This window comes from Bacillus cereus group sp. RP32, from assembly GCF_040459735.1.
Taxonomy (GTDB): Bacteria; Bacillota; Bacilli; order Bacillales; family Bacillaceae_G; genus Bacillus_A; species Bacillus_A wiedmannii.
The window spans coordinates 653,892-666,613 of the sequence record NZ_JARVHO010000001.1 but is presented as its reverse complement, the minus strand read 5'-3'; the positions used below and the strand labels follow the sequence as shown (position 1 = coordinate 666,613).

Genomic DNA, 12,722 nt, shown 5'->3' with positions numbered 1-12,722 from the left:
TGTTTCCATAAGAAAAAGCACTCAAACTGAGCGCTTTTTCTTATTTACCTTTTTTCTTTTTTTCACAAGCAATTCCATCGCCATCACGATCTAAATGCTTACCATAATATGGACTATCTCTTGTAATGTCATAATATCCAGCATCGTTTGCTTCTTTACAATTAGCAAAACGTTTCGGATCCGGTTTTACTTCTGGTTTTACTTCTGGTTTTACTTCTGGTTGTGGTTGTTTTGCTCCTGGTCTTTCTTCAAATGGTAACGTTGCATTATATAAGAACTGAACGTATTGCTCACGACTTACATGCATTTTAGGTGCGAATTTACCATCACCAGTTCCAGCCGTAATATAATTTGATTTAATTGCAGTAATCGCAGGATTCGCCCATCCATTTCTATCTACATCCGGGAAATTATGATCGCCTCTTATTTGCAATTGGAATCCCCTTGTCAAAATTTGTGCCATTTCTTCACGAGTTAACGAATCTTTCGGTCTAAATTTTCCTGTGTTATCTCCAACGAATACACCCATCTCTGTTAAAGCAAGAATCTCTTTTTTAAACATAGTTGAACGATCCGTAACATCTTTATACGGATTGTTATACTGTTCTTTTACTGTCGGTTTTAAATGACGGAACATAAGAGCTGCAACTTGCTCACGTGTTACATCATCACCAAATCCAAAAATCCCATTTCCGTATCCAGCAACAACGTTTTTATTTGCTAAATCCATAATCGCTTTATAAGACCAATGATTGTTTGGAACATCTTTAAAATCTGCACTTGCCTGCGCTGTTCCAATTGAAGTAAATGCTGTAGTTGCAACAATTGCACCTGTTAAAATTAATTTTTTAAATCCCATACTTAAGTCTCCTTTTCTTTCCTATAATAACCATTTAACAATATAACAAATTATTTCAATATATTTTGTCACATTATGTCGAACACAAAAAAGAATCCAAAAGGATTCTTTTTTGCTAAGCATGAATGGCAATTTTGGAGACAGTTGACTTCTTCAAAAATTTATTAGGGGTAATATTTTGAAAAAGAAAGCCTTTCATATGTAGGTTAACACCACTGGAATATATAGTAAATTGATAATATTTATACGGAAGATTGCTAATGTTTAGTATAGATACTTTCCACTATACCAACAGTGAAAAGTATCTACATGAAACAACAAAAAGGTGCCTTCAAAGAGGGCACCTTTCATAAACAGACACTATAAAACAGAATTATTTATTGTTATACGATTGTTAGATACAAAAAGTAGAGGGAAATGTTTGTCTAAAATTCTGCTTTATATAGTCTGCCTACCACTTATATTTTAATCCTCTTTACTTGAAAATAAATATAATATGCATAATTACATACCGAAAAGAAAAGACACTCCATTGAGTGCCTCTTCAACCATTTTACTTTTAATATATCACTTTACATACATTGTAACATATACATCTATATATTTTATTGAGAAAATTCTAAATCATTTTTCCTTTCATTTTCAATTATAAAATCATGTAATATAAATGGTATGTCAAATTATTATACAAATTGAGGTGTACTATATTTATGTATTTTGGAATTATTCCCCTTATATTGTTTATTATTTTTCTTATCTCTTATTTAAAGGATCCACGAAAAATAATAAACGGCTTTTTATTTAATGCCTTTTTCTGTTCTTTTTTATTATTTTGTGCTTTAGCTTCATACGAGTCTGGTAGTGACTCTTTACATTTTATCGTTATTCTACCTATGTTAGCACTACTTGTAATGATACCTTTTGGCATCGTTGCTTTAATGTTTGGGCTATTTCTTAATGCAAAGATTTTAATGCAACGTGAAGGAAGACGTTTTACAAACTCTTTAACTTTAATTGCAGCCTTAGGAATTTTATTATCTATATTACTCTTTATCGTAAATCCAAGCAGCTTATTTTCACCGCATTTGCAACCTATTTCTGCTGGAATTTCTCTTATAACCTTATATTTCTTTATACACTTATCTAACTTCTTAAGCGCTTATTTTCTATATCAATTCAACAGACCAAGGCGTAATCAAGATTTCATCATCGTTCTTGGTAGCGGCTTAATTAATGATAAAGTACCGCCTTTACTTGCAAGTCGTATTCATAAAGCAATCGACTTTTACTGGAAACAATCCGCTGTGAATACAGCGCCAACAATCATTTTCTCTGGCGGACAAGGCCCAGATGAAGGCCTTCCAGAAGCAGAAGCGATGCAAAAGTATGCTGTTGAAAAAGGAATTCCAATTGAACATACCGTGCAAGAAAATCGCTCTGTAAACACATATCAAAATATGTCGTTCTCTAAAGAAATTATGGATTCGTTAAAGCCTGAAGGTAAGTATAGAAGTATTTTTACAACGAACAATTTCCACCTTTTCCGCGCTGGTATATATGCAAGACAAGCAGGGCTTAATAGCCAAGGAATCGGATCAAAAACTGCATTTTATTACTGGCCTAATGCAATGATTCGTGAGTATGTCGCAATCGTTGTGATGGGACGTAAACGTCATATGAAAGTTTGCGGAGCTATTTTAGGATTTTCTTTATTCCTATCCGTGCTTAGTTTTATCATTTCTTAATAACCTCCCATCCTTTGAAAGGATGGGATTTCTTATACTCATTTCAAAAATATTTTAAAGATAATATGGTGATAATATTCCCTGCATACATCCATTAAAGGAGAAATTTTTCAAATTAAATGTTAAAATGAAATTTAGGTGTGAATTACGTAACAAATAAGAAACTAGTTTGAAACGAGGAAATTACATGGAGAAAATTATCAAAAACAAGCCCAATAAGCTAAAAATCGCTTCAAAAGCTTTGATGATTATTATTGGGGCATTTATTACAGCATACGGATTAGAAGCGGTATTAATTCCAAATAACGTATCAGACGGTGGTGTGACTGGTTTAAGTATCGTTAGTTCAAGATTATTTGGATTGCCATTAGGAGCTCTAATCGCAGTTATTAACATTCCTTTCGTTTGGTTAGGATATAAACAAATAGGTAAAAGCTTTGCAATTTATTCTATTATCGGGATTGCTTCATTAGCAATAGGTACCGTTGTTATGCACGGAATACCTACTATTATTGAAGGCGATACACTACTCGTTACAGTTGTTGGTGGTATTATTATCGGTTTCGGTATGGGACTAGCATTACGTAACGGCGGCGCATTAGATGGAATCGATATGCTAGCTGTATTACTTTCTCGCAAGTTACCTTTTGGAACAAGTGACCTTATTTTATTCTTAAACATGTTCGTATTTATTTTCGTATCAACAGTATTCGGTCTCCAAGGAGCTATCCTTTCGGCAATTGCTTACTTTATAGCTTCGAAAGTCATTCATATCGTTGAAGTTGGTTTAAGTGGTTCGAAAACATTTAAAATCATCACGAAAGAACCTGAATTAATGGTAGAAACAATTCGTGATCGTTTAGGCCGAAGCGCAACGTATAACGAAGTATACGGTGGTTATTCAAGAGAGAAATTTAAAGAAATTTCTTGTGTAATTAACCGTTTAGAAGAAAGTAAAATGAAGGATTTGATTAATGAAATCGATCCAAATGCCTTTATTACAGTTTATGACGTAGCAGAAGTAAAAGGCGGTAACTTTAAGAAACGTGATATTCATTAATCATTATGAATCAAGAGGGTGTGCCAACAATTTGGCACACCCTCTTCTTATTATAAAGTTGCGGTCGATATATTCCTATAATCGCTCATATATTTTTACTCTCCCCATCTTCTTCCTCTCTTAATCCATGCTACGTATTTTTGAAAGGCGGGCACTTCTTGTTGAAAACGAAGCGGAACATATAGAAAAAGAGTACATGTACATAGTATCCATAGAATACCTACTACAAAGTGGAATTTCATCGTTGTGCTAATAAACAAACTGAGAAATAAGACGAGGAACATAATTACACTAAATCTTTTATACATAGTCATACTAATCCCTCCTTATACATTAATTGTACCAGCTACAAGGAATTAATTTCCACAATAAAAAGACCAAAAAGCAACTTCCACTTTTCGGTCTCTATAACTATCTTCTCTTCGTAATTTTTCCTGAACCACCGACCCTCGTTTTCGGAGGAGATGTATTCCTTGGCGGCGTTTTAATAGATGATTTCGGCTTCACATCTGATCCGCTTGAGCCACCTGGTGTTTTTGTGATTTTTCCTTTGCTTCCAGTAGAAGGCGGAGGCGTACTACTTCCTTTTTTCGTAATACTTCCTGTATCTCCTACGGAAGGTTTCGAATCTACATTATCGCCTCGCTTAATGATAGATCCTTTCCCTTCCTTCGTAATCGGAGGCGGGGTTTTCTTTTCTTCTTTCGTCGGTGGTCTTTCTGGAATAACCGGTTTATGATTTTGTCTGTCATTATATCCGCGATAATCACCGTATGATGATTTTCGTGAACCGAATATATCGTTTAATATACTTCCCATAATATATCCTTGCAGGAAGGATGGTTGGTAATTTTGACGGACAAATTCTTTATTACTTATTTCAATTAACGTATCAGAAGGTTTCTCTTTATCCTTTTGCAGGTTATAAATCTTATCAGAATAAACGAGGAACATTTGATTTTCGTCTTCTTTAGATGCTTGCTTCGGTTCTCTTTCATTAATGAGTTCCTTTGCGACTTCAGGAACTGACCGATTGGCGGCCCTATACACGTAAGATTCTTGTTTACCTTCCTTTGCGACAGATTCAAGTGGATAACGGTCTTGAATCGACTTTGTCTGCCCGCCCTGACAACCTGATAAGGCATATCCAGCAACAACAAGTAATAGAACGATAGCAAATATAGGGATCACGAACGATTTAATCATGGTAAACAATCGGTTTGACATGATTACGCCCCCTTACGTTGCTCTTATAATTTGTACATCAGCAGGAATAATTGCTTCTCCCTCATACATCATTGTGCGACCATTTTGCCATTCAATACGCAATAATTTTCGGTTATCTGATTGGAATTCCCATACATGCTGTTCCTCTGAAGCAGAGAATGGTGTTTTCCCCATCACAACAACACGTCCGTTATATTGCTCTTCCATATGGTACTCCGTATCATCCATTTCAATTGTTGTCGGAATTTCATCAATCGAATCTAAACGACCATCAATTGGTGTATATAATTTGTAATACGTATTTTCACGGTCTTCAATTTTTAAATAACGAATATCTTTCCCGTCTTGCAGTGTTAAAACAATTTCTTTACGAGAATGCATACTCGTTTTCCCAGTTAATTCGTACATGACTAATGAAACTTCAATCATATCGCCAGGAGCTAACGTTAACAAACTTTTCTCTGGTTTCGGCGGCTCTGGGCTCTTCATTATATTTTTAATTCGTTTAAATAAACTCATGATTTACCCCCTCCTTCTCTCTTTATAAACAAGCACCTAAAATAAGTGCACCAACGATATGTAATGATCCGGCCAACATCGCATGCGCAACACTGCCTTCTTTCGTACCTTCTTCTAAATCTAAGCCAGACATTTTCTTTAACACAAATTCGATAAACATTTCTACCACTAATAAAATAACGAAAGAAACTGCTGATGCAAGTAGCGCTTGCCATAAGTCATTTGCTTTCGTTATCGATTGAGATAAAATGTACCCTTGCGCGAATAATTTCATAACGAAACGCGTTGTTACAGCTGTATTCCCATTCTTTATTTCTTTTAAATCATTGTATTTAGTAAAAATTGAATCAACCCACATAATTGCAAATAAAAGTACTGCACTTGCTCCAGTCCATACAAGCATGGCTAACACATTTGTCCATGTCATTGCAAAACCTCCTCTAAAAAGTAATAGAAAACCGACATGAATTTTCTTCAGACATGTCGGTTTCTTTGTCTATTCTATATTATTTCTCATACTGCTTCATAATACGAGCTAATTCATCGTCAACAGCAGAATTTTTGTTTAAGCTTGCGAATTCATCATCTAATGACTTTTCTTTTTTATAAACTTCGCCACTTGCTTCTGCTTCAGCCTCCAATTGAAGAGCTTTCTCTTCCATACGGCTTAAACCAGCTTTTGCTGAGTTTGAATCAAATCCAGACATCGCCTGATTAATATTCTTTTGTGCTTTCGCCGCATTTACACGTGCTACAAGTGTTTCACGTTTATTTTTCAGCTCTGTTAATTGCTTACGCATTTCTTCTAACTTCAGGCGAAGATTATCAGCAGCAGCTTTGTTTTGCTCATAGCTTGCTTTATATTCATTCATCTTTTGCTCTGCATTTTGTTTTTCTTCAAGAGCACGACGCGCAAGGTCAAGATTGCTTGCTTGAACAGCCATATGAGCTTGCTCTTCACGTTTTTTCACAAGTGCTTCTTGCTCTTCAAATAATATTTTGAATTTCTTCTCAAGTGCAATTTGAGCTGCTACACTTTTCTCAGCTTCTTGTACATCCGCTTGCATATCGCGTAAATATTGATCCGTCATCTTAACTGGATCTTCCGCTTTTTCAATTATTGAATACACATTCGACATTGTTAAATCTCTTAATCGCTTAAATACAGACATCCAAATTCCTCCTATGATATACCTCATATTTCAAATTCACTACTTGGAAAACTGAAAAATCTCCCTTTACAGTAAAGAATATTCATTTTTACAGCCTATGTGTTTATTATAACAAAACTAATATGTCCTTACATGTTATTTCCAAAATACAGCCAATATAATATGACATTCCAGATAAAACATTGTATTCCTAATATATTCTCATTAACCCTCTTCAAAATTGACTTATTTTTATGCAATTTCACTAAATTACACTATTGTAATGTTACTGTAAGCTAACTCGATAGTTACGTTTCAATATTTCTTATACACTAATACCAGAAGCAACAAACAAGCTTCTCATCATTTCAAGACTAATACAAAAATGTATTTACTATAAAACAGATAAAAGGAGAAATCATCATGAAAAAATTAGTAGGAATCGGATTAGCAGCAGCAATTTCATTCGGAGCATTATCAGGTTGTTCTTTATTAGGAGAGAAAGCGAACGGCTTTGTACTATATGGAACAGATGAGCAAGTTCAGAAAATTACAGATCAAAATAAAAAAGAAGTGAAAGAAAAAGACTTCTATAAAATGAAAATGACAACATTAGAGGGTAAAAAAGTTCTTGTCATGGATAAGAAAACTGGTGAAGAACTCGTGAAGAAGGAGTTACTTAGCAAAGTTAATGAAAAAGACGACACGAAACCACTTGGTAAATTACCAGCTGTAACAGCAGAGCAAGGCGTATTATTTGCTAAAGAAAAAGTAGAAAATGCTACACTTGATGGGGCAAAATTAAAATACGAAGGCAATACAATTATCGGAAGTGGCCGTGCATATGCCGACATGTTCGCGATTGTTGATGATGCAACTTACGTAAATGTAAAAGGCGATGAAAAATCTGTTGGGGTATTAAAATTCGATAAAGACCCTAGTAAAGAATTCCCTGGAAAAAATGGTGTAGAATCATCACAACTTGTAAAAATTAAAAAGTAAAACAAAAAAGCTTTGCGAAATTCGCAAAGCTTTTTTGCTATTTGTGAGCGATTTGCTCCATATCCGGACTACAAGTTTGCGACTGACACGATTTATTTAAAGAACATGCTGCGCATTTTCCCTTTTTACTTCTCTTTACAAAATTAACTAACGTGTATGCTGCATAACCAAAAATGATAGCTCCAATTATAATATTGACCATCACTCTAATACATCTCCTTCTAGAATCCGAGTAAGGATCCAACTTGGTATATAATGAACGTTAATATATAAGCAACAACGAGTGGATAAACGACAGAGAAAATCGTCCACTTCGCTGATCCTGTTTCACGTTTAATAACAGCTACTGTCGCTAAACACGGAACATATAATAAAATAAAGAACATAAATGCATATGCTGATAATGCAGTATAATGTGCTCCCATTACATTTCCTAACACATCTTCTTTCACCGCATAAATAATTGCCATTGTAGAAACGACAACTTCTTTCGCTAAAAATCCTGTTAAAAGAGATGCCGCAGCTTGCCACGTTCCAAAGCCAAGCGGTGCAAATAGTGGTGCGATAAATCCACCAATCATCGCTAAGTAACTGTCTCCCATATCAACACCAAACCCTGATGGACCTGCATAGTTTAATAACCAAATGACAACAGAACCACCAAAGATGAATGTACCTGCTTTACGAACAAATCCTTTTCCTTTCTCCCATGTGCTCAGCCATAACGTTTTCGCTTGTGGCACACGGTAAGGCGGTAGTTCAATAACGAAAATAGATTTTTCCGCTTTTAAAATAGTAAGCGACATAATTTTTGTAACTAATAATGCAAGAACAATACCTGCAACATATAAAGAAAATACAACAGTTGCCTGACTATGAGGGAAGAATACTCCCGCAAATAATGCATATACAGGTAAACGTGCTGAACAAGACATAAATGGCGTTACAAGAACTGTAAGTAAACGTTCTTTTTCTTGTTCAATCGTTCTCGCTGCCATAATACCTGGAACGTTACATCCAAAACCGATAATCATCGGAATGAACGCTTTTCCGTTTAAACCGAAGAACTCCATAATTCTATCCATAACAACTGCAATTCGCGCCATATATCCTGAGTCTTCTAATAATGAAATGAAAAAGAATAGTGCAAAGATTTGTGGAACGAATACTAATACCGCACCAACACCGGCAATAATACCTTCTGTAACGAGTGCTTGAATAAAGTCAGAAGCACCAATACTTGTGAGCCCAGCCGTTACCCAATCCGTAAGCTGTCCACCAAAAAACTCATCTAACATATCGGATAAAGGTGTACCAATCCACGTAAACGTAACCTGAAAAATAAAAAACATAACTGCTAAAAAGATTGGAAGTCCTAAAATTTTATGTGTAATTAATCTATCAATTTTTTCCGAAAAAGGAATTTTTCCTTCTTTCTCATGCTTCATAACATTTGTTTTTAACTTTTCAATATACGCTTCACGAGTTTTGTAAATGTGCTCTTCCAACGTACAATCAAGTTTTCCTTCTAAGCGAGATCGAATGGCTACAAGTTCCTTATAAATTGGTAATGCTTTCATTTCTTTTTCTACTACTTCGTTATTGCTTAAAAATTGAAGGGCTAACCATCTTGGATGCTTATAATTCGATTTCTCTAAAAGAGCTATTACCTCTCCAATTCCTTCATCCATCTGTACACCATATGAAATAATAAATGGCTTTTTCTCGTTTTTGTCATTTTCTTTAAGAGTAGCAAGTAGTTCTTCACAGCCTTTTCCACTTCTTGCAACGACAGGAACGACTGTTACACCTAATAGCTCTGATAATCGTTTTACATCAATTACAATGCCTCGTTGCTTTGCCACATCGACCATATTTAATCCGATTGAAACCGGCTTTCCAAACTCAAGTAATTGCAACGTTAAATGCATATTTCTCTCGAATTGCGAAGAATCCACTATATTTAACATATGATGAAATTCGTCTGTTAGTAGAAAATTTGTAACGACACCTTCATCACGCGAAACTGGATTCAAATCATACACACCTGGTAAATCAATTAATGTTCCTTGCTTATCTTTTAATTTACCAATCTTTTTTTCTACTGTTACACCGCTCCAGTTTCCTACATACTCATAAGAACCAGTAAGTGCATTAAATAATGATGTCTTCCCTGTATTCGGATTCCCTAGCAAAGCTACCTTATTCACGCTAATTCCACCTTTATCATTTTCGCGTCACAATGACGAATACTAATTAACTGTCCACGACACTCCAATGTACAAGGACCTTTGAACATCGCTTTTTGCTTCATGCGAAGTTCGCTTCCTTCAGAAAGACCGAAAGCAGCCAATCTTCTCTTTAATAAATGATCTAAAGACTGAACACTTTTTACTAACACTTTCTCACCGATTTTAATATCTACTAAGCTCATAACCTTCCCCCTCCGAAGAGAATGATAATTATTTTCAGAAGAATTATAGCACACTCTTTTTCTCGAACACTATCCCCTTTGACTTCATATTTAGTAACATTTTTCTACAATTTTATTTCATTAATTGTCATAATGGATTCGTTTGCCATTCTCATCCATTTCGCTTACAATAAACAATAACAAATAAAGAATCTCGTTATCACTGGGGGAGCCATGCCGCTGAGAGGGAACACTTCGTTCCGACCCTTCGAACCTGTTAGTTAATGCTAACGCAGGGATTGTGCAAACGTCCGAAATACATACCTCTTTTTATTTACGTATTTCGTATCCTCCTATGATATCTATTCTTTTTTGTACAACTTGGATTTAGGGGGAGACAACATGCGTAACACCAATTTACAAGCGATGATCGAATCTGCAATTCTTGCAGCCTTCGCCCTGGTCATCGACATTTTACCACTTTCAATCAAAATATCAGCAACAGGCGGTTCCATCTCATTCGCTATGATTCCTATTTTTATTATCGCATATCGCTGGGGCTTCAAAATGGCTTTCTTAGGAGGCTTAATTTGGGGATTATTACAAATTGTCGTAGGCGATGCCATTATCGTCACACCAATTCAAGTAATCATTGAATACTTCGTTGCTTTCGCATTCATTGGATTTGCTGGTTTATTCTATCGACCAATTCAAAAAGCACTTTTAACATCCAATGAACATAGCGAAGAGCAATCAAATTTAGATAGCCGTAAAGACAAACCTTCTTCAAAACAAAACCAAGGAAAGAAAGTGATTGGTTATATTATTCTCGCTACATTTATTGGTAGCTTTGCTCGCTACTTCTGTCATTTTATTGCCGGTATTATTTTCTGGGGACAATATGCGCCGAAAGGACAATCAGCCGTTCTATATTCTTTAATATTTAACGGTAGTACAATGATTGGGTCCTATATTCTATGTACAGTTTTACTTATATTTTTATTCCTCACTTCACCACGTCTATTCAAAAGCATAAGTGCTTATCAAATGAATACACAAAAAAAGGGCGCTTAATGAGCGCTCTTTTTTCATATCGTAATATCAATTAAAAATACAATAAATGCACAAAAGAAAATAAACACCATTATACTTAGCCAATTGCTATGCACGGTTCATCGACTCCTTACATAACCTCATTTTCTAACTAGATTATATCGCTTAAAAATAAAGATTAGGTAAAGATAATATGAAAATAAATTAAAAAAGCGTAGCATCCTAAAATGTACCCTATAGAATAGACACTGAAAAAAAGTCTATTCTATAGGGTATTTCTTGTATAATGAGAGAAAATTGGGATCGGAGAAAGTTCAAAATGACAAAAAAGCTATTTACGGAAAGAGACATTCAAATTCTATCAAATAACCCCTACATAAAATCTGTAAGTCAGAAAGGTATCACTTATACAGATGAATTTAAGCGTATTTTTATTGAGGAAAATGAGAAAGGAAAACTACCTCGAAATATTTTTGAAGAATGTGGTTTTGATATAGATATAATTGGAATGAAACGAATTATGTCATCAGGAAGTAGATGGCGTGCTGCTTACAGAAAAAATGGTGTATTTGGTTTGCGAGATACACGCACCGAAAACGCGGGAAGAACTCTTGAGAGAGAGCTTACGTTAGAAGAGAAGTATGCTCGTTTAGAAGCCGAACGGAACTTACTAAAGGCAGAAAATGAATTGTTAAAAAAGATCAAACTTATGGAAGGGAGGATGAGAAGGAAATAACGTTATCACCTAGTCAGAAATATATCCTGATTCGTTCTGTTATCATAAAATATAACTTAAGAAATATGGTGAGTTATTTGTGTAAAGTAGCTGGTGTATCCCGTTCGGGATACTATAATTATTTTTCCATTTCATCTCAAGAACAACGGAAACAAAAGAACAATCAAGATGAAATCGTGAAAGAAATCATATTAAAAGCACTTCGATTTAGAAATCGAAAGAAAGGGGCTCGTCAAATAAAAATGACATTGGTGGGTCATTTTCAAGTTGTCTACAATTTAAAGCGTATCCGTAGAATCATGAAAAAATATGAGATTGTCTGTCCGATTCGGAAAGCAAATCCTTATAAAAGAATGCTGAAAGCTTCAAAAGAACATCGAGTAGTGCCGAATCAATTAAATCGAGAATTTAAACAAAATATCCCAGGAAAAACGCTTCTTACAGATATCACTTATTTAATTTACGGTAAGAATAAAAGAGCTTATTTATCTACAATTTTAGATGGCTCAACCAATGAAATTTTAGCTTACCATGTTTCAGAACAGATGACATTAGACCTCGTAACAACAACTCTTCATAAACTAAAACGGAATAAGAGGATTCCATTGACTGAAGGCGCATATATTCATTCAGATCAAGGAGCCCACTACACAAGCCCTACCTACCAAAAATTAGTCAAAAAGCTAAAGCTCGGACAATCTATGTCAAGAAGAGGGAACTGTTGGGATAACGCTCCACAAGAATCATTTTTTGGTCATCTGAAAGATGAAGCACATATAAAACCTTGCGAGTCTTTTACTGAGTTGAAACAAGAGATTAAGAAATATATGACGTACTATAATCACTATAGATATCAATGGAATTTAAAAAAGATGACTCCTGTTGGATACAGAAATCATCTTCTTGATGTTGCCTAACTTTTTTCAAAATGTCCTTTACAAAGGGTACAGATTATCC

General features: G+C 34.9%; 14 protein-coding genes and 1 riboswitch. Of the genes, 5 read left to right on the top strand and 9 right to left on the bottom strand.

Annotated elements, in window-relative coordinates:
* Positions 1-40: 40 nt before the first annotated feature.
* Positions 41-859 carry an S-layer homology domain-containing protein gene (locus QCI46_RS03315; protein WP_088609444.1) on the bottom strand — a complete coding sequence of 273 codons (819 nt, stop codon included), beginning with the start codon at positions 857-859 and terminating at the stop codon, positions 41-43.
* A 710-nt stretch (positions 860-1,569) separates the two neighbouring features.
* Between QCI46_RS03315 and QCI46_RS03310 the strand changes: the two genes are divergently transcribed.
* Positions 1,570-2,604 (top strand): YdcF family protein, encoded by a 1,035-nt coding sequence (locus QCI46_RS03310; RefSeq protein ID WP_353839585.1) that lies wholly within the window; start codon positions 1,570-1,572, stop codon positions 2,602-2,604.
* Between the two features lie 187 nt (positions 2,605-2,791).
* Positions 2,792-3,664 carry a YitT family protein gene (locus QCI46_RS03305; protein WP_000411242.1) on the top strand — a complete coding sequence of 291 codons (873 nt, stop codon included), beginning with the start codon at positions 2,792-2,794 and terminating at the stop codon, positions 3,662-3,664.
* A 95-nt stretch (positions 3,665-3,759) separates the two neighbouring features.
* On the opposite strand, the gene QCI46_RS03300 is transcribed toward QCI46_RS03305, so the two are convergent.
* The 5 genes from QCI46_RS03300 to QCI46_RS03280 all read right to left on the bottom strand — a co-directional run bounded on the left by QCI46_RS03300 (position 3,760) and on the right by QCI46_RS03280 (position 6,582).
* Complete coding sequence (locus QCI46_RS03300; protein ID WP_000180096.1) at positions 3,760-3,978, bottom strand: hypothetical protein; 219 nt, start codon at positions 3,976-3,978, stop codon at positions 3,760-3,762.
* A 97-nt stretch (positions 3,979-4,075) separates the two neighbouring features.
* Positions 4,076-4,891 carry a DUF4247 domain-containing protein gene (locus tag QCI46_RS03295; protein WP_000071179.1) on the bottom strand — a complete coding sequence of 272 codons (816 nt, stop codon included), beginning with the start codon at positions 4,889-4,891 and terminating at the stop codon, positions 4,076-4,078.
* Between the two features lie 12 nt (positions 4,892-4,903).
* Positions 4,904-5,410 (bottom strand): DUF4178 domain-containing protein, encoded by a 507-nt coding sequence (locus tag QCI46_RS03290; protein WP_000051749.1) that lies wholly within the window; start codon positions 5,408-5,410, stop codon positions 4,904-4,906.
* A gap of 22 nt (positions 5,411-5,432) precedes the next feature.
* Positions 5,433-5,837: a DUF350 domain-containing protein gene (locus tag QCI46_RS03285; protein WP_000220323.1), complete on the bottom strand. Its 405-nt coding sequence runs from the start codon at positions 5,835-5,837 to the stop codon at positions 5,433-5,435.
* 79 nt (positions 5,838-5,916) lie between these two features.
* The gene (locus tag QCI46_RS03280; protein WP_000110279.1) at positions 5,917-6,582 is read right to left on the bottom strand and encodes a PspA/IM30 family protein; all 666 of its coding nucleotides are present in this window, start codon (positions 6,580-6,582) and stop codon (positions 5,917-5,919) included.
* A gap of 402 nt (positions 6,583-6,984) precedes the next feature.
* Here QCI46_RS03280 and QCI46_RS03275 point away from each other — a divergent pair, with 402 nt between their 5' ends.
* Positions 6,985-7,563, top strand: a complete 579-nt coding sequence (locus QCI46_RS03275; RefSeq protein WP_060486646.1) for a lipoprotein BA_5634 family protein — start codon at positions 6,985-6,987, stop codon at positions 7,561-7,563.
* Positions 7,564-7,600: 37 nt separating this feature from the next.
* Here the strand turns inward: QCI46_RS03275 and QCI46_RS03270 are convergent, their stop codons facing one another.
* The 3 genes from QCI46_RS03270 to QCI46_RS03260 are packed head-to-tail and all read right to left on the bottom strand — an operon-like array spanning position 7,601 to position 9,997.
* Complete coding sequence (locus QCI46_RS03270) at positions 7,601-7,768, bottom strand: FeoB-associated Cys-rich membrane protein (RefSeq protein ID WP_000989597.1); 168 nt, start codon at positions 7,766-7,768, stop codon at positions 7,601-7,603.
* Between the two features lie 16 nt (positions 7,769-7,784).
* Positions 7,785-9,773, bottom strand: a complete 1,989-nt coding sequence (feoB, locus tag QCI46_RS03265) for a ferrous iron transport protein B (protein WP_353839584.1) — start codon at positions 9,771-9,773, stop codon at positions 7,785-7,787.
* Positions 9,770-9,997: a FeoA family protein gene (locus QCI46_RS03260; protein WP_000060518.1), complete on the bottom strand. Its 228-nt coding sequence runs from the start codon at positions 9,995-9,997 to the stop codon at positions 9,770-9,772. Before QCI46_RS03260 ends, feoB begins: the two co-directional genes overlap by 4 nt.
* Before the next feature lie 194 nt (positions 9,998-10,191).
* A riboswitch (TPP riboswitch) is annotated at positions 10,192-10,293 on the top strand.
* Between the two features lie 85 nt (positions 10,294-10,378).
* Here QCI46_RS03260 and thiT point away from each other — a divergent pair.
* Complete coding sequence (gene thiT / locus QCI46_RS03255; RefSeq protein ID WP_353839583.1) at positions 10,379-11,050, top strand: energy-coupled thiamine transporter ThiT; 672 nt, start codon at positions 10,379-10,381, stop codon at positions 11,048-11,050.
* Positions 11,051-11,348: 298 nt separating this feature from the next.
* A protein-coding gene (locus QCI46_RS03250; protein WP_353839582.1) for an IS3 family transposase occupies positions 11,349-12,682 on the top strand; the annotation gives its coding sequence in 2 pieces (ribosomal slippage) (positions 11,349-11,736 and positions 11,736-12,682; 1,335 coding nt in all).
* Positions 12,683-12,722 lie beyond the last annotated feature (40 nt).